General features: G+C 60.0%; 17 protein-coding genes. 15 read left to right on the forward strand and 2 right to left on the reverse strand.

Annotated elements, in window-relative coordinates; all coding sequences use genetic code 11:
* Nucleotides 1–7: 7 nt before the first annotated feature.
* From JNJ66_06395 to JNJ66_06435, 9 genes are all read left to right on the forward strand, one after another.
* Nucleotides 8–637: a hypothetical protein gene (locus JNJ66_06395; GenBank protein MBL8160056.1), complete on the forward strand. Its 630-nt coding sequence runs from the start codon at nucleotides 8–10 to the stop codon at nucleotides 635–637.
* Nucleotides 627–1,130, forward strand: coding sequence for a F0F1 ATP synthase subunit delta (locus tag JNJ66_06400; protein ID MBL8160057.1), 504 nt, complete (start codon nucleotides 627–629; stop codon nucleotides 1,128–1,130). Before JNJ66_06395 ends, JNJ66_06400 begins: the two co-directional genes overlap by 11 nt.
* Complete coding sequence (locus JNJ66_06405) at nucleotides 1,120–2,604, forward strand: sodium-transporting two-sector ATPase (protein MBL8160058.1); 1,485 nt, start codon at nucleotides 1,120–1,122, stop codon at nucleotides 2,602–2,604. Before JNJ66_06400 ends, JNJ66_06405 begins: the two co-directional genes overlap by 11 nt.
* A gap of 76 nt (nucleotides 2,605–2,680) precedes the next feature.
* Entirely contained in the window at nucleotides 2,681–3,151 is a 471-nt protein-coding gene (locus JNJ66_06410; GenBank protein ID MBL8160059.1) for a hypothetical protein, read from the forward strand.
* A gap of 87 nt (nucleotides 3,152–3,238) precedes the next feature.
* A complete protein-coding gene (locus JNJ66_06415) occupies nucleotides 3,239–4,087 on the forward strand; it encodes a F0F1 ATP synthase subunit gamma (GenBank protein MBL8160060.1) in 849 nt (282 codons plus the stop codon).
* A 2-nt stretch (nucleotides 4,088–4,089) separates the two neighbouring features.
* The gene (locus tag JNJ66_06420; protein MBL8160061.1) at nucleotides 4,090–4,611 is read left to right on the forward strand and encodes a hypothetical protein; all 522 of its coding nucleotides are present in this window, start codon (nucleotides 4,090–4,092) and stop codon (nucleotides 4,609–4,611) included.
* A 182-nt stretch (nucleotides 4,612–4,793) separates the two neighbouring features.
* Nucleotides 4,794–5,072, forward strand: a complete 279-nt coding sequence (locus JNJ66_06425; protein MBL8160062.1) for a hypothetical protein — start codon at nucleotides 4,794–4,796, stop codon at nucleotides 5,070–5,072.
* Between the two features lie 112 nt (nucleotides 5,073–5,184).
* Nucleotides 5,185–6,645, forward strand: coding sequence for a F0F1 ATP synthase subunit beta (locus tag JNJ66_06430; GenBank protein MBL8160063.1), 1,461 nt, complete (start codon nucleotides 5,185–5,187; stop codon nucleotides 6,643–6,645).
* A gap of 6 nt (nucleotides 6,646–6,651) precedes the next feature.
* Complete coding sequence (locus tag JNJ66_06435; GenBank protein MBL8160064.1) at nucleotides 6,652–6,915, forward strand: hypothetical protein; 264 nt, start codon at nucleotides 6,652–6,654, stop codon at nucleotides 6,913–6,915.
* A gap of 2 nt (nucleotides 6,916–6,917) precedes the next feature.
* Here JNJ66_06435 and dinD read toward each other — a convergent pair whose 3' ends face one another.
* Both dinD and JNJ66_06445 read right to left on the reverse strand, forming a co-directional pair.
* On the reverse strand, nucleotides 6,918–7,754 hold the full coding sequence (gene dinD / locus JNJ66_06440) for a DNA damage-inducible protein D (GenBank protein MBL8160065.1): 837 nt from the start codon (nucleotides 7,752–7,754) through the stop codon (nucleotides 6,918–6,920).
* Nucleotides 7,755–7,886: 132 nt separating this feature from the next.
* Entirely contained in the window at nucleotides 7,887–8,960 is a 1,074-nt protein-coding gene (locus JNJ66_06445) for a hypothetical protein (protein ID MBL8160066.1), read from the reverse strand.
* 115 nt (nucleotides 8,961–9,075) lie between these two features.
* Here JNJ66_06445 and JNJ66_06450 point away from each other — a divergent pair, with 115 nt between their 5' ends.
* The 6 genes from JNJ66_06450 to JNJ66_06475 all read left to right on the forward strand — a co-directional run bounded on the left by JNJ66_06450 (nucleotide 9,076) and on the right by JNJ66_06475 (nucleotide 18,104).
* A complete protein-coding gene (locus JNJ66_06450) occupies nucleotides 9,076–9,807 on the forward strand; it encodes a hypothetical protein (protein ID MBL8160067.1) in 732 nt (243 codons plus the stop codon).
* 114 nt (nucleotides 9,808–9,921) lie between these two features.
* On the forward strand, nucleotides 9,922–11,052 hold the full coding sequence (locus JNJ66_06455) for a hypothetical protein (GenBank protein MBL8160068.1): 1,131 nt from the start codon (nucleotides 9,922–9,924) through the stop codon (nucleotides 11,050–11,052).
* 180 nt (nucleotides 11,053–11,232) lie between these two features.
* Nucleotides 11,233–12,315 carry a hypothetical protein gene (locus JNJ66_06460; protein ID MBL8160069.1) on the forward strand — a complete coding sequence of 361 codons (1,083 nt, stop codon included), beginning with the start codon at nucleotides 11,233–11,235 and terminating at the stop codon, nucleotides 12,313–12,315.
* Nucleotides 12,316–12,320: 5 nt separating this feature from the next.
* On the forward strand, nucleotides 12,321–13,415 hold the full coding sequence (locus tag JNJ66_06465; GenBank protein ID MBL8160070.1) for a hypothetical protein: 1,095 nt from the start codon (nucleotides 12,321–12,323) through the stop codon (nucleotides 13,413–13,415).
* Between the two features lie 17 nt (nucleotides 13,416–13,432).
* Nucleotides 13,433–14,404, forward strand: coding sequence for a PKD domain-containing protein (locus JNJ66_06470; protein ID MBL8160071.1), 972 nt, complete (start codon nucleotides 13,433–13,435; stop codon nucleotides 14,402–14,404).
* Between the two features lie 181 nt (nucleotides 14,405–14,585).
* Nucleotides 14,586–18,104: a hypothetical protein gene (locus JNJ66_06475; GenBank protein MBL8160072.1), complete on the forward strand. Its 3,519-nt coding sequence runs from the start codon at nucleotides 14,586–14,588 to the stop codon at nucleotides 18,102–18,104.
* Nucleotides 18,105–18,196 lie beyond the last annotated feature (92 nt).

Here is an 18,196-nt window from a genome sequence, read left to right on the forward strand (position 1 = left end):
AGTACTTATGGATCCACAGCAATTACAAATCTTCCTTCTGGTCAATGTCTTTTTGATGGGCATCCTAGCGGCGGTCGGTTTCCGGCACGCCCGGGCGCATTTCCGGCCGCAGGAGCATGATGGGCACGGGCATGACACTAAGCACGAGGCTCATGCCGGTGATCACGCCACGCTTCCCGCCCGCGAGCGCGCCAAACTGCTTGAAAAAGCCCAGGCTGATTACGCTAAAGTGCTTGACCGCTCGGTGAAAGATCTCGAGCATGATCTGCAAGGCACCACCGGCAAACTGACCAAACAGTTGGAGACGATGCTGGGCGCCATGGTAGAGAGCGAAGTTGAGCGCTACAAGGCCGAACTGGCCCGCCTGCGCGCCGAGGCCGAGCAGGCCACTGCCAAAGCCCAGGCAGACATCGGCACCCAGCACGACGGCCTCAAGGAAAAGCTAGCCCAGGAGCTGGCCGCCGAGAAACAGAAACTGGTGGACCAGCTCGATGGCAAGCTGGCGGATGCCGTCGCCTCTTTCCTGACCGAGACGCTGCAGCATAACGTGGACCTGGGCGCGCAATCCGCTTATCTTACCTCCATGCTCGAGGCCCATAAGGACGAACTGGTGCGAGGCATCCGCGATGACGGCTAAGCCCGCCGGACTGCGCCTGCCCGACAGCGTCTCCTCCCTGCAGGACCTGGCAACGCTGCAGCTTGAAGTGCGGGCCTATGCCCGCTGGTTGTCGCACGAGGCAGTCAAGATCAAGGTGCACGCCAAGAATATCTCTGAACCGCCACCGCTTTCACCTGCCGCCAACCAGTTGATCCACGATTACACCGCCGGCAAACCGGCCACACCCGCCGGCCTGGACGAACTGGTGCAGCAGCTGGAAGACCGCAAGAAGAAAGCCCCGACCCTGACCATCACCCTGGCCGGGCCGCCGACGCGTGGGCTCAAGGGGACGTTGGTGGGCTGGTGCCGGGAGAACATCGCGCCGGACGTGCTGGTGAACTTCCAGTTCAATGCCAGCATCCTGGGCGGGCTGGTGGTGCGCAGCGGCAGTCATACCTTTGATTGGTCCTTCCGTCGGCAGATATTAGATAACCGTGCCAAGTTCCCGGAGGTGCTGCGCCATGTTCGATAACCAGGCATTCCAGCGGCTGGTGGAAGCCGATAATCTGACGGGTGAAGTGGTCGGCGTCAACAGCTTCATCGTCGAAGTCAAAGGCCTGGAGGGCGTGCGACTGGGCGCGCAGGTACTGTTTGAGGACGGTCAGCGCGGCATCGTGCGTGAGGCCTACGGCGACCGTGTGATTCTTTTTAACATCGATTCGGAACGGCTGGCGCCAGGAACGCTCGCCGTTGTCGAAAATGACGTACTGCAGGTGCCGGTGGGCCGCGAGCTGATCGGCCGGGTGGTGACGCCAATGGGCGTGCCGCTGGATGGCAAGGGGCCGGTCCATGCCAAAAAGACTTCCAGCATCTTCAATCCGGCGCCCGGTATCATGGCGCGCAGCATGCTGAACGAGCAGCTGGCCAGCGGCGTGACGGCCGTCGACAGCTTCTTCCCTATCGTGCTGGGACAGCGTATCGCCATCCTGGGCGACAGTAAATCTGGTAAGAGTACCTTCCTGAGCCAGCTCAGTGCCAACCAGGAGGGGTCGAATAAGATCGTGGTGTATGTGCTGATGGGCAAACGCAAGGTGGACGTGGAAAAACTGCTGTCCGGGCTGCGTGAATCCGGCGCCATGGAACATACCATCGTGGTCATGGCCGATATCTTTGATTCGTTGACGCAGTCATACCTGGCGCCCTATGCGGCCTGTGCCATGGCCGAATTCCTGTGGTACGGCACCGGTGCCGACGGCAAAGGCGGCGAGGACGTCATCATCATGTACGACGACCTGAGCAGCCACGCCGAAGCCTATCGCCAGCTGTCGCTGCTCCAGGAAGTAGACCCGGGCCGTGATTCCTACCCGGGCGATATCTTTTACGCCCACTCCTCCCTGCTGGAACGGGCCGGCAAGCTCAAGACCAACATGAAGACGCTGACCTCACTGCCGGTCGTACTGACGCCGAACGACGACATCACCGCTTATCTTTCCACCAGTATCATGTCCATCACCGATGGTCAGATCATCTTCGACCTGGGTATTTTCAGGCAAGGCATCCGGCCGGCGGTCAATGCCGGTCTGTCAGTCTCCCGTGTGGGCGGCCAGGCGCAGACCAGGCGGCAGAAACGGCTGTCATCAACCTTGTTCAAAACAATTGCGCGCTACAAGCAGGCCGAGGAATTCTCGCACTTCTCCTCGCAGCTTTCCAAAGAAACCCGCATCGACCTGACCCTGGGTAAATACATTTTTCAGGTATTGCAGCAGCCGCCGGAGGAACGCCGTTCGCTGATCGAGCAGATGTTGCTACTGGAGACCATCATGCTGAGCGGCGGTGAGATGGAGATTGATGTGACGGCACTGAAGGCATCAGTGCGTGAGGTGGCGCATAAGGTCAAGGACGTTACCGATGAGGAGACGTTCGATAAGTTGGAGGCGGAGCTGTTGAAGAAGCATGGGGCAACGCAGTTGGAAGCGGCGCCGGCTGATGAAAAAACAACAGCATAATCCAGGACGCCACCGGCTCCGGATGCGGTATGATGCACATAAGGCATGTCCACCGCACCTCTGCACAGGAGCTGAAATGTTCACATTGGCACAACGGGTCAGCGGCATCTGGCACATCGAACACCCTGGCTTCGCCGCGCCGGACAGGGCTGTTCTGGAGCGTCTGCGCATCGAGTTCTCTACGCGCATGCTCGGCTACGAGCCCCTACGGGGCCTGGGCTGTGACCGTTCATGGCGGGCGTCCTACGTCCACGGCGCTCCGGATGGCTGGCTGGCCCGCTTCCGGCATGATGCCAAGGGCCTGCAGTTCCATCTGGGCGACCCTGGAGGCTTCGGCAGACGGGCCGGTGTCTTCCAGCATGTGATAGCCGCCCTGGTACACCAGGCGTTGGAGCGGGGCTTTAGCGCCCTCTATCCCATGACCTACGAGGTAGTCATGGAGGAGGACAAGCGCAGCTGGCACGTCGCCCTCCTCAGCGATTACATACCGCCGTTGAGGGGCACGACGCGGCTCAGGCCGGCGCTACGCAAGCCGGCCATCGCCTGAACCGTCCTGGGGACCCTGCGGCAACGCGGGTCCCTGGGACATTTTCATGCACATCTTCATCCATAAGCATGATGGTATACTGCGTGTATGACCCGTCGCCCCAACGCGATTGAAAAAGAAGCCAAACAGATCGGCACCGTCAAGGACCTGACCGGTGTCTTTGAGAGTCTGGCCAGTACGCAGGTGGCCAAAGTCAAGACGAAGGTGGAGTTATCAAAAAGCTTCTTCCAGCTGATTTGGAAGCGCTATAGCGCCATCCGGGCCGATCCTAATGCCCGCATCACCAACCGGGAACTGGGCGATGGCCGCACGGTTTTTGTCGTAATTTCTGCCGAAGCCGGCCTGAGCGGTGATATCGACCAGCGGCTGGTCGAGACCATGAGCCATGATTACGACCCCAAGACGACCGATGTCATCGTGCTGGGTTCGCACGGAGCGTCGCAGTTATCTCAACGTGGTATTCCTTACATCAGATTCTTTCAAGTGCCAGAGACTGACCGCTATATCAACGTCATGCCGGTGATAGAAGCAGTGCTGCCCTATTCGCAGATTATCGTGTATTACGAGGAGTATGTGTCGCTGGGCGTGCAGGATATCAAATCAATCGACCTTATCTCCAGCGTCAAGACGATGAGCGAGGCTTCCGACGAAGACACCATGACAACGGCCGAGACCATCTTTGAGCCGTCGCTTGATGAGATTGCCGACCAGATGGAGATGACGATGATGACCCTGGCTCTCAGCCAGTCCATCATGGAGTCGAGCCTGGCACAGTCCGCCAGCCGCTTCAACGCAATGGCCGTCGCCAAAAAACGGGCCAATGAGCTACTGGGCGACTACATGCTGGAATTCCACCGCGCCAAGCGTGCCGAGAGTGACCGGCGGCTGCGCGAGGTGCTGATCGCGCTTAAGAAGAAGCGGCGGACGCAGGCCTAAGCGTGCCCGGCAAGTTCCTGATTACCGGATACCCTGGCACCGGCAAGTCCTCGGTCGCCCGCGCCTTGCAGCACCGCGGCCACACCGCCTACGATACCGAGGCCATGCCCGGCTACATGCACGCCGAGAGTCATGGCGGCCAGCGCATCCATCTGCCCTCGCCCGTGCCCGCTGGCTGGTTTGACCGGGTAGGTGCCTACAATTGGAATGTCAGCCGGATCGAGCGGTTATTGCAACAGCCGGGCGAAGCCTACTTCTGTGCGCTGGCCGACAATCAACCCCTATTTTATGACCGCTTTGACAAGATTTTCCTGCTACTGCTCGACGAGACCGTCATGCTGCAGCGGCTCCACTCCCGCACGGAGCGCGCCTACGGGCATGACCGCCAGGAGCTATCGGATATCATGCTGATGCACCGGCATTTTGAGCAAAGCCTTGTGGCGCGGGGTGCAGTTGGCATTACCACGCAGAAAGCCCTGCCGGAAGTGGTCGCTGACATCCTGGCCCATTCGTACACTGATTGACTTTTCGCTTTGGCATTTTATGATAGAGCCGTAGCTGTCCCCTACCGAAGCGAGGCCCCATGCCCACCACACCGGCTCCAACGGAACTGCCCGATTTCGCCGACCTGCGCCGATCGGTGACCTACTTGCCGCTCCTGATCGACGAAGCGAGGGCTGAGCCCCAGTTCTGGCTCGTCACGGTCGTGACCGAGTGGACGGAGGACGGCCGGCCGCACATCCGTCGGGAGCTGTGGCTCCGCTGCGCCCACTGCGACTACGGCCACAATGGCCACAACAACGCGACGGTGCGCGACCTGACGCGCATGGGTGAACTGGCCGAAGGACACACCGGGGCCTGCAGGCGGGGTGGCCGGACCTTCAGGCTGGACTCATCCGATGCCGTCCGCGCCGCCGCCCTGTCGGACCAGGCCGAGCAGGTCGTCCGCCTGGCCAGCCCGCTCGAAGCGGCCCACGACGCCTGAGCCGTCGCTCCACCAGCCCTGGCCATGTGCCGGGGCTGGTGGAGTCTTTTCACTTTGATACTAGCAGCGTGGAGTCTCTGCCGCCGCTGATGTATACTTAACCGTAAGTATTATGACAAAAACCGCCTCCGCCACTCACGCCAAGCCGGCCCCTGCCCCCGCTGCCAAGCCGGCAGCCAGCGTCGGCGTCATCCGCTCGCTGCGCGGGCTGATGGTGGAGGTGCAGATCCTGGGCGAGATGCCCGATGCCAAAGAGCTGCTGAACGTCGAGGGCTACCCGGAAATCTTCCTGGAGGTCAGTTATTTTAAGAACGGCGGCGCCGTCTGCATCAACCTGGCCAACAGCACGGCGCTGCGCTGCGGCCAGACCGTCACGCGCAGTTACAAGAAAGTCACCGTACCGGTGGGGCCAAAGACGCTGGGCCGCGTCTTTAACGCCCTGGGCGAACCGCTGGACGAAGGCGTCGATGTCACCGAGCAGCGCCGCTCCGTCGCCGAGCCCTCCGGCACCAAAAGCTACCGCAGCAGCAAGAAACTGGAACTGCTCGAAACCGGATTGAAAGTCATCGATTTCATGACGCCGTTCGTCAAAGGCCGTAAGATCGGCATCGTCGGCGGCGCCGGTGTCGGCAAGACGGTTCTGACGACGGAGATGATCCATAATGTCAGCCGCAGCGATAAGAGCATGTCCATTTACTGCGGTGTCGGTGAGCGTATCCGTGAAGGTAACGAATTATACGAGACGCTCAAGGACACCGACGTACTCAAGAATACGGTGATGTTCTTCGGCCAGATGGACAGCACGCCGGCCATCCGCTCGATGGTGGCGCCGGCCGCTGCCACCGCTGCCGAGTACTTCCGCGACGAAGAAGGCAAAGACATCCTGTTCTTCGTCGACAACATCTACCGTCATATCCAGGCGCTGACCGAGCTGTCCACCAACCTGGGCCTGATTCCGTCTGAAGGTGGCTATTCTCCCCTGGTCTTTGCCGAGCTGCGGCGCCTGCAGGACCGCCTCAGCTCCACCGAAAGCGGCACCATCACCTCCGTCCAGGCCGTCTATATCCCGGCGGATGACCTTTCCGACCCGGCGGTGCAGGCTATTTCGCAGCAGCTGGATTCCGTGCTGGTGCTTGACCGTTCCATCGCTGAGACCGGCATCCGACCGGCCGTCAACCTGCTAAAGACGACGTCGTCACTACTCACCCCGGAGGTCGTCGGCGAGCGCCATTACCGTCTGGCCGGCCGGGTGCAGGCCATCATGCAGAAGTACGACAGCCTGAAGAACATCATCGCCATCGTCGGTGAAAACGAGCTGTCACCCGCCGACCGGGCCGATTACCAGAACGCTAAAAAGTTAATCCAGTTTTTTAATCAGGACTTCTCGGTGGCGGAAAAGTTCAGCGGCCGGCCTGGCGAATACTTTACGCTGGAGCAGACGCTGGACGGCATCGAGGCCATCCTGGAAAGCAAGCCGGAAGGCGAAGAAGAAAAAGCTGCCGAGCCCAAGAAGGACGCCGAAAAGCCTGAGGCCACCAGTGACGACAAAGGCAAAAAAGACGAAAAGAAGTAGCCGCAGATGGCCAGCCAGCCCGCCCTCCTCACTGTCATCGCCCGCGCCCCTTTCGAGGTGTACTACGAAGGGCCGGCCATCGCCGTCTCAGCCCTCAACAAGGTGGGTCCCTTCGACGTCCTGCCCGGCCACGCCGATTTCTTTTCCATGCTGCTCCCCTGCGAGGTGATCATCACACTCGACATGAAGTCAGATCCGGTCACCTTCAACATCAGTAACGGCATCCTGACGGTGCGGGATAATGAGGTGATGGTGTTTGTGAATATGTAGCACTACTCCTCAAGCGCCTTGCGCTTATCCTCGGCAGCCACCCTCCGCATTATCTTGTCCGTATCTTCTTCGGGTGGCATTTCCTCCGGAATGATTCCCCGCTCCAGTAATGCCTTCCTTACTTCAGTGTTGTTGCCCTTGTTTTCGTCCATAATCTGTGGGTAGCTATCAATAGCATAGTCTTCCAGGTTAGTGGCCGTCATCTCGTTAGCCAAGCTCTTGGCAGCCAAGACAACATTGGGAGCTCTGTTTGCCCATGGGATTCTTTTGTTCACGATGCCATAGGCGCGCTTCATCTCATCGGTACTCTTGCCACCAAACATGCTCTTATCGCCCTCTTGTTTAATCTGGGCAAGTCCACGAGGGTGTACGCCCTTCTCCAAGACAGCTCCAGACAAGCGCTTGTCGGACTCGGTAAATTCGTGTCGAGCAATAAGACGCTTGATATCACTGTCGTGACGCTCCGCCAACTCCTGCTTGCGAGTTTGCAATGCAAAATAGGCCTGTGCAGCAGCAATCTTTGGCTTGCGGGCGGCACTGCCATTCTGGGCAATTATGTAGCAGCCGTACCTCGTAATCCTTACATCTCCGATATTGCGCTCATTGCCGTAACCTATTGAAACCATTTTCGGGATATCCCGGAAATGGTTTTCCACAGCTATACCCGTATTAGCAACCGATAACTTTGCTCTATTGATAACCTCCAGAAAGGCTTCGTATGAAGAATACTCTAGTACCGCCCCCAATTCCCTTCCAAGCCAGTACTCGTTGCCCTGGTCGTCCACATGCTTGATCGAGTCGAACAGCGGTTCCGAGCGGCGCCTCACTCTTTTTTCCATATATTGACCTCGTTTAATAGGTCTCCCCATTATACTAGGGCGCATTCAACCAGCGTCGCACCAAGAAGCAAATGAGGTTAAAAACACATTTGCGCCCCTATGCATCATTAAAATTTCATGATGAAAGTAATACTACTGCATCACAATGTAATCAAACATATACGACCCCGGCGCCGCCGTCCCGGAAATACCCACCTCAAACCCACCAATCGTACGATTGATAAAGACACTACCATTGATACCCTGCCCCACCGGCGTCACCACGACTTTAGGCGTAATGGCGTACTGGCTGGTAAAAGCCACCCGCGCGATGATGCCGTTGCCGTTGCCCGGCCCCAGGTTGGCAGCGATGGTGCCGGCCATATCGTTGCCGCTCATAGAGACGGTACCGCTGGTGCCCACGGCCGGTCCGCGCCCGATGTTCGGCACGTTGCCGCGCGTAATGATGCGCCCGCCCACCGTCAGCGAGGTGTTGGCCGTCAGGCCGTTGGCCGCAAAGTTCCGTGCCGCCAGCGTCCCGCCGACCGACAGGTTGCCGGAAACGTTCAGGTTGTTGTTCACCGTCAGCAGCTGCCCCATGGTCACCGGCCCTTGCAGCTGCGTGGCGCCGGCCACGTTGAGGTTCTGGCGCAGGTTGAGGGTACTGGCCGTCGCTGCACCATTGACATTGAGCTCACTGACCGCCGTGTTGCCGGCCTGCAGGTTGGCCAGGCTGGCATCGTTCGCCGAGAACTTGCTGTTGAGGTTGAGCTGGCCGCCGATACTGACATCGCTGCCGATGGTCACCTTGCCGTTGAAGCGCGAGTTCGGCCCCACCACCAGTTCCGTGCCCAGCTGCCCTACTGAGCTACGGGTAACACCCAGCTTATCAAGGGCGCCTGGCGAGAGCGTCACCTCGCCCTGGGCGCCACCACCCGCGGTGCCATTCTGCGTGTTGCGCAGCACAAAGACGATGACCCCGGCGTTAATGGCCAGGATGATCAGCACCACCGCGATACCCACGAAGGTCGCCTTGTGGCTCGGCCGGTACGTGCCGCGCTTCATGGCCTTCCTGGCGCGCAACGCGGCCGCCGCAGCGGTTGCCGATTGCGCAGACGAAGCATCGCCGTCGGATTGCGGCTTCAGCACCTCGGGCGCAGGCGCACCCGATTTGTCGGTCTTCTTCTCCTCTGCCGCCGGCTCGTCGGCAGATGGCTTCTTGGCCATGTTTTACACCCTTTTACGCTTTCGCTTTACTGGCCCTCATTATAGCGCGGCCAAGAGGTGGTGGCAAACCGTAAGCGGCTTGCAAAATTACCCGCTTTCATCAACAATCTAAGGTATGTCAATACGGGAAGCGGGATGGGTGGCTGTATTCGTGGCGCTGGCGGCGGTACTGTTGAGTGGCCCGCAGTCCTTACAGGCCGAGTCATTGCAATCCCCCAGCTACACCTTCGAGGAAAGTTCGCTCGGCTCCGGCGGCCTGGTACAATCCGCCTCTCCCAACTTCCAGGCTGATGGCGCCGCCGGCGTACCGGTGGTCGGTGACGCCGCCAGTGAGAACTTCCAGGTCAGCGCCGGCAACAAGACCACCCGCGACCCCACCCTCTCCTTCAAGCTGGACAACCCGGCCACCGCCTTCGGCGCCTTCTCGCCCCAGACCGCCACTACGGCCACTACCACCTTCTCGGTCTCCAACTACACCAGCTACGGCTACGTGGTGCAGATTGAGGGCACCCCGCCCAAGAACGGCCCGCACGTCATCGACGCCATGGACGAGACCGACGACTCCCGGATCGGCGAGGAGCAGTTCGGCATCAACCTGGTTGCCAACACCTTGCCGGAATCAGTCGGCGCCAACCCGGACCAGGGCCAGTTCGGCTTCGGTGTGGCCGACGGTAACTATAACGTTTCCAACAAATACCGTTTTGTCAGCGGCGAACCGATCGCTTCCGCGCCCAAAAGCTCCGGCGAGACCACCTACACCATCACCTACCTCGTCAATGTCGCCGGCCTGACGCCGGGCGGCCGCTACACCGCCAACCAGACGCTTATCATCACCGGCACGTACTGACGGTCCGCTACCGCACACCAGCTTGTGGTAAAAATTCACCTATCTGTCCGGAAAGTGTTGACATAATATTGCGCTCATGCTAATCTGCATATAACAAACCAAATTAAAACAAAAATGAAAAAACGACTCAAATCAATCTTATACCTCTCTGGTGCCTCGCTACTGGTAGCCGCACTCGTCTTCCAGGCCCTACCGCAGCGCAAAGTTCACGCTGCAGGCGTACAGATAACCGACCGTAAGCTGACGCTTATGGCCGGCGCCACTGATGGTGGTTCCAAGCCTGGCGGTGTCGTCAACCACATGTTCAACTTTACGTTGCATGTCGATGACAACGTCGGTTCCATTAAGTTTGAGTACTGCACGCTGGCTGCCCTGGCCTGCGTCACGCCGACCGGCCTGGTCACCACCAACGCCACACTCGGCAGCGAGAGCGGCCTGACCGGCTTCGCCATGGACACCGACGATGTTCCCGGCAAGCCCTATCTGACCCGCACCCCGGCCGACACCAACTCCACCACCACTGCTGTCGCATTCCGCCTTGACGGCATCACCAACCCGACCAATGAGAATGAGACCTTCTTTGTCCGCATCACCACCCACTCCGATGCAGCCGCCACCAGCGCCGCGCTTGATGAAGGTACCGTCACTGCCTCCACCGCCGAGCCCATCGACCTGGAAGGCACCATGCCCGAATCACTGGTCTTCTGTACCGGTGCCGAGGTCCTCAAGACCGACAACCTGCCCGACTGCTCGACGGCCACGCCTGGCGACATCGAATTCAGCGGCCTGTTCTCGCCGATCACCACCGCCACCGCCACTTCACAGATGGCCGCCTCCACCAACGCCGGCCAAGGCTACACCATCACCGTCAACGGTCCGACATTGACCTCAGGTCTTAATACCATCACGCCGATTGCGGCGGCCGAAGGCGCCATCCTTGGTAAGAGCCAGTTCGGCATGAACCTGATGGCCAACACGCTGCTGACCTCCAACCCGATCGTCGGTGCCGACATCGATGAGGAGTCCCTGACGCCCAATCTCCGCGGCCAGGCGCTGGCCGGCTACAACACCGTCGACGTCTTCAAATATGCCAGCGGCGAGGCCGTGGCCAACAGCGGCAACCCATCGCTGAGCGGGTCTGACGCCCAGATCTATACCGCCTCCTACATCGTGAACGTGCCTGGTAGTCAGCCAGCCGGTATCTATACCACCACGCTTACCTACATCTGCACGGCTACCTTCTAAAGCAGCTCCAGGCTGGGGAAATCTGTAACAGAGTAACCACTACCGTTTCTCCACAGATTTCCCCACTTCTCCACGGCCTTTTCCACACGGCTATAGACGCTGTTGAAACGCCTATGTTAAAATTCTTACATGAGAAGACTAGGTGGGAAACGCGTCAAGCCGTTATTATTGTGTGCTGTAATGGCTATCGCTACGGTCGGTCAGGTGCTGCAGGCGCCGGTTGCCCATGCTGCCGGTGTGCAGATTACTAACCGTAAGCTGACGTTGATGGCAGGTGCTACTGATGGCGGTTCACTGCCTGGCGGTGTCGTCAACCACCTGTTCAACTTCAATATCCATGTCGACGATAATGTCGGTTCTATCCGGTTCCTCTACTGCACCACCGCCAGCGGCACCTGCACCATGCCGCTCGGCCTGGTCACCACCAACGCCACGCTTGGCAGCGAAAACGGCGCTACCGGCTTTGCTATCGACACCGAAGACGTCAATGGCTCTCCCTACCTGACCCGCACGCCGTCCGACACCAACTCCACCAACCTGGCGGTCGCTTATCAGCTGAACAGCATCACCAACCCGAGCGCAATCAACCAGACCTTCTTTGTCCGCATCACCACCCACGCCAACACCACCGGTACCGGCACGGCCTTGGACGAAGGTACCGTTGCCGCCTCTACCGCCCGTGAGATCGAGCTGGAAGGAACGATGCCCGAGTCGCTCATCTTTTGCACCGGCGCGACCGTAGCTCTGGACGCCGGGCTGCCTGACTGCTCGGACACCACCCCTGGCGACGTCGTCTTCAACCAGTTGTTCTCCCCTATCGACACGGCCACCGCCACTTCCCAGATGGCAGCCTCCACTAATGCCGACAACGGGTACAGCATCACCGTCAACGGCACTACCCTGACTTCCGGCCTCAACACCATTCCTGGCATGGCCGTGGCCGCCACGCCGACGCCCGGTTTCAGCCAGTTCGGCATGAACCTGATGACGAACACTACCGATGTCTCGACCGTCCCCGTCGGCTCGGACATTACACCGATATCTGACGGCGCCCAGCTGCGGGCTCAGCCGGCGGCAGGCTATGGCACTGTGGACAGCTTCAAATTCGTCCCTGGCGAAGTAGTGGCCCGCAGTGACTTCAACACGCCAGGACCGTCCAATGCCCAACGCTACACCGCTGCTTATATCGTCAACGTCGCCGGTAGCCAGCCAGCCGGTATATACGCCACAACATTAACCTATATCTGCACCGCCACGTACTAATACTTATGAAAAAGACTGCCCTCCTGACACTGACCCGACTATGCCTTGCGGCACTAGCCGTCGGCGTGGTCATGCCGGCAGTGCCCGCCGGCGCCGCCCAACTGCTGCCCGGCAGACAACAGCCGGCTCCTGCGCCCGCGGGTAACAATGAGAGCGGCCAGGCACTGGAAATCGGCCCGCCCGTCATAAATCTGAAGGGCGACCCGGGCCAGACACTGAAGACGGAAATCATGGTCCGCAGCGTTTCCAATGGCAAGCTGACGGTCAAGGGCCAGGTCAACGACTTTACGGCCGGCGGTGACGACGGTACGCCGAACCTGCTGCTGGAAGAGGGCGAGGTCAGTCCCTTCTCTATGAAGAGCTGGGTGACGCCGCTGCCACAGATGACGCTTGAATCAAAACAGCTGAAACAGCTGCCAGTCACTATTACGATTCCGAAGGATGCGGCGCCGGGTGGCTATTACTCTGTCATCCGCTTTACCGGCACGCCGCCGGAGCTGGAAGGCACGGGCGTGTCGTTGTCTGCCAGCCTTGGATCGTTGATCTTCCTGAAAGTCAACGGCGACGCCAAGGAAGGCCTGGAGATCGCTGAGTTCTCCACCAACACCTACCGCAAGGCAACCCGGCCCGGCGACCCGGACAAATACACGCCCACCGGCCTGTTTGAGAGTGCGCCGGTACACTTTGTGCAGCAGCTCAAGAACACCGGCAACATTCATGAACAGCCCGGTGGCCAGATTATCATCAAGGATATGTTTGATAAGAAGATAGCTGCCGTCAATGTCAACCTGCCACCGCGCAACGTCCTGCCGCAAAGCACGCGCAAGTTCACGCAGGTGTTGGACGGCGGCCAACTTGGCAGCCGGCAGCTGTTTGGTAAGTATACGGCCACTATGAAGCTGTCATACGGCACCAACAACCAGTCCGTCGAGAAGACGATTACGTTCTGGGTACTGCCCTACAAGCTCATCGCGATTGTCATAGCAGTACTCATCGGCGGGTTCTTCCTCTTCCGCTTCCTGTTGCGCCGCCACAACGAACGCATCATCCGCCAGGCCACGCAGCAACGCTCATCCAGGTCGCGCCGGCCGCGCCGCTAGGCAAAGGCGGTAGCGCGATGCGTCACTGGCTCACCACCCACCTCAAACTCAGCCACCACAGCCATAGCGGCCAGATACGGCCGCATGAGTTCACCTCGTATATTCCCCTGCTGCTTCTGCTGGTCGTGGTCGGCTTGGCCCTGGGGACATACACCGCCACGGCAGCGACCACCTCGCCAGGGCCGGAGAAGGGCTACATCGGTCTGACCGGTGCCGTACCTGGCAAGCCGCCGGCCTCGGGGGCGGTCATTCTGGTGCCCGGTAGCGGCGCCCGTTTCAGTACGTCGCCCATCACGGTCAGTGGCACCTGCCCAGCCGGTACGCTGGTGGAGGTCTTTAAGAATGACATCTTTGCCGGCTCGACGCCGTGCGACAGCGACGGCACCTTCTCGATTGAGATTGACCTGTTGTTTGGCAACAATGTCCTGGTGGCGCGGGTATACGACGCCCTTAACCAACCCGGACCCGATTCCAATGCTGTCAGCGTCTTCTACGATGCCCTGCCCGGCCAGGGTGGCGCACTGGTACCGCTCGACTTCGGCGGAGCGCAGCTGCTGCTTAATACCGACGCCGTCTTCCGCGGCTCCTTCCCCGGCCAGGAAATGACGATGCCGCTGGAAATCCTCGGCGGGTCGCCGCCATACGCCGTCAACATCCAATGGGGCGACACCACCAACAAGCTGGTGCCGCGTAATGACAACACGCCGTTCCAGGAATCGCATGTCTACAAGAAGGCCGGCACCTACCAGATCACCCTGCAGGGCACCGATGCGGCCGGACGGGTGGCGTTCCTGACGGTGGCAGCCATCATCAACGGGCAGCCGCCGGTGGAACAGGTGGCAGGCGTCAAAGAGACCACCAACCAGCTCCTGCTGCTCTGGCCGCTCTATGTGGCGACCGTAGCCGTGGCCATCGCCTTCTGGCTGGGCGAGATGCGGGAGAAGCAGGTGCTGCGCAAGCGCGGACTGCTCATCTACAACGATATTTAGACGGTTTCTTGGCCGGCCGACCGGCCGGCTGTTGCCCACCCCCTATTTTTTGCGTTTTTACCCCTTGTCATTTCCAAACATAAGGTTTATGATGTAATCAGGTAAAAAGCTTTCATGAGAGACTGCTTTGTATCGTTAGCGTCAACAAGCGTATAACAAAAGAAGACAAAAACGTATGGGTGTGACAAAAAGAGTTCGCAAATTATTTGCGTACGTCCTATTTCTGGGAGTGACCGTCATCATCGCCGCTGTGAACATAGTGGCGACGCCCGTTCATGCCGCCGTCGGCATCAACCAGCAGATCAATTTCCAGGGCCGCCTGCTCAACGCCCAGGGCGCCACCGTCCCTGACGGCTTCTATAACATTGAGTTCAAGATTTACCAGGACGGCACCGGTACGGCCGCCGGCAACCCTGGCGGCACGCTCAAGTGGACGGAGAGCCACCTGAACTCGGCCGGTAAGGGCGTGCAGATTAAGAACGGTTTCCTTTCCGTACAGCTGGGCTCTATCAATGCCTTCGGGAGCCAGGTCGACTGGAACCAGAGCGTGCTGTGGCTGAGCATGAACGTCGGCAATACCAACGGCAGCTGTACGCCGATTTCGTCCTGTTCGCCCGACGGCGAGATGTTGCCGATGAAGGCGATGTCCTCTACGCCTTACGCCATCAACGCCGGCATGCTCGGCGGGCTGACCTCGGCCCAGTTCCTGCAGATAGCCCAGGGAGTCCAGACCGATGCCTCCACCAACACCAGCAGCATCCATATCAACAAGACCGGTTCCGGTAATTTCTTATCCTTACAATCCGGAGGTATTGATGCGTTCCAATTGACGAATGCCGGAGACATAGCCTTCGGCTCGAATGCGAACCATACGATATCCATCGCGACTGCAGGCAGTGGCGCCGCCGGGCGCTCTTTGTCGTTAACGGGCGGTGCGGCGGGTACCGGCGCCAGCGCCCTGACGGGCGGCAACCTGGTACTACAAGGCGGTGCCGGCGGTGGCACGAACGGCAATGGCGGCGACCTGCTGCTGGACGCCGGGGCTGCCAACGGTAGCGGCACGCACGGCAGCATCAACATCGGCACCAGCTACGCCAGCACCATCCAGATCGGCAGCTCCAGCCTGGCCGGCGGCACCCAGACGGTCAATATCGGCAACAGTAACGGCGCCGGGACCACCAACGTCACCATCGGCAGTAGCGGCAGCGCGGGCGGCGGCGTCACCATCCTGCAGGGCAAGGACAGCGTCGGCCTGGCTACCAACGGCGTCACCCGTGCCACCTTCAACAATGCCGGCAGCCTCTATCTTGGCAACGGCGTCACGGCGGCCGCCCCCAGCAACTTCACGGTCAGCGGTACCGGCAGTACCACCAGCGGCGTCGCCGGCGGCAGCCTGACCGTACAGGGCGGTAACGCCACCGTCGGCAACGGCAATGGCGGCAACCTGCTGTTGAGCGGCGGCACCGGCACGGGCACCGGGGCGAACGGCCTGGTCGTCATCACCACGCCCACGTTCTCTACCACAACCAACGACCCCAACTGCTACACTGGCGGCGCCCCGGTGGCCAACAACTGCACCATTGCCACATCATCAGTCAACAACTCGGCCGCCATCCTGGTCGGCTTCAACCAGGGCGGCCGCATCGCCACCCTGCCCAGCCCGACCATCGCCACCGCCGGACGCGTCATCTACGTCACGGCAGCCAACGGCACCTCGGATTTCACCCTACAGGTCAACGGTGGCGGCGCTGGCAACGAAATTGCCATGCGCCAGAACACGACCGCCACCATGATCTGGAACGGTAGCGCCTGGACGGCGGCTGGCGCCTCCAGCTCTACCACCCTGCAGGCAGCCTACGACAACACGCTGCAGAGTGCCGGCGGCGCCGAGCTGGTCGTCTCCAAGACGTCCACTACCGATGGTCTGACCATCCGTGACAGCTCAGTGAACCCGGTCAACGGCACACTGTTGACCGTACAGACAAAATCGGCAGCCGGTCTGCTTTCCGTCAACAGCAACGTCACTGATTATGCCACTGAGAGCGGCGCTGAGACTGCTGGCAGCGGCGGCATGGCTACCTTCCCGGCCAATACCTGGAGCGCCGTAGGCGCCACGACCGTCAGCCGTTACACCACCACCGGCAACTTTGTCGCTACTGGCCAGGGGTCAGTTTCGGTGGTAACGCCAGCCACTGCGAACGTGGGTGTCAAGAACCGTCTCTCCACCACGCTGACCGCCGGCACCACCTATAACGTTTCCTTCACCAGCCGCCTTGCCAGCGGCACGTTCACCGACATGAATGTCTACTATTCGATTGATGGCTCCGCCGCCTCAGTACCCTGTACTACCGCTCAGGCCGTCAATACCAGTGTCTGGACCAAGGTGAACTGCACCTTTGCGGCACCCGCTGCCGGCATCACAGCCAACAATGCCCTGCTCATCCGCCAGACAGGCGGCACGGCACGGACGTTCTACGTCGATAACTTGAGCATCACCATCGCTGCGGACTACAACTATGCGACCGACGGTAGCGTGAACGACGGCACCAACTTCGCCACCAACTGGTCGTCAGTGGCCAGCGCCGGCGTCGCACGCAGCACGACCGTGGGCAATGATGCCAGTGACAGTGCCCAGGCTACCACCACTGGCACCGGCCAGGGCGTACGAAACAGGCTGTCCATCAACCCTCTGCCCGATACGCTCTACCGCGTCACGGTATACGCCGCCAGCTCGACGGCGGGCTTCAACAACTTCACCGTCCGGTACTCCCGCAATAACGGCACTAACTTTGTGAACTGTGCGGACTACAATACCCAGACCGTGTCTTCATCACTGACATCGTTCACCAAGATTACCTGCTACATCACGACCGACAGTACTGCCGCCACCGCACCGTACGTCTACTTCACGCAGACGGATGCGACGGCCCGCGTCTTCTACGTCGACTCGCTCAACATGACACTTTCTGACAGCACGACACCAAACGTTCAGATTGGCGGTGGCATCCACGGCGGTCCGGTTACCCTGCTGACCCTCGACCGAGGTGCATCGGCGCCGATCGCCAGCGACAACGATGCCCTGCTCGGCTCGATGTACTACGACACCACGCTCGGCAAGCTGCAGTGCTACGAGGCGGACGGCTGGGGTGCCTGTGGTTCGAGCCCGGACAACGTGGTCACCATTTCGCCGGAGTACACCAACGCCGTCATGCACGGTACCGGCGTCGGCACGATGACGTCTGACATCTGCTCCTCTACGTTAAACCTCAATGATGGCACTTCCGGCCAGGCCACCATCTGCGGTGCGAACGAGACATACAACTTCTACAAATGGACCTCGCCGCAGGCCAGCGCCCAGAACTACGGCATATACGTTACGTATCAGCTACCCAGCACCTTCAAGAGCTTCGCCTCCGGCCAGACCTCTATCATGGGGCGCACCGATAGCGGCAACGCCAGCGTTCAGTACCAGGTATACCGCAACGACCCAGCTACCGGCCTGACCCCCTGCGGCAGCACAGTCACCGTTTCGTCAGGCTCAGTCTCGTCGTGGCAGACTGGTGTCGCCAGCGGTGCCGCCGACCCCTCGACCTGCGGTTTCGCACCGGGCAACAGTATCGTCTTCAAGATTAATGTTACCGCCAGCCAGAACGCCAATGCCTATGTGGGCAATCTCAACTTCACCTTCAGCAACCGGTAGCACCCCTTCGGTAACATCTTGTCGCTTATGGTAAAATGGGAGTACGAAAGTGTGAGGTTTGCTCTTCAATGTGGAGCTTGGGTAATAGAAAA

The sequence above is a fragment of the Candidatus Saccharibacteria bacterium genome, from assembly GCA_016789455.1.
In the GTDB taxonomy this organism is placed as follows: Bacteria; Patescibacteriota; Saccharimonadia; order Saccharimonadales; family Saccharimonadaceae; genus CAIJKY01.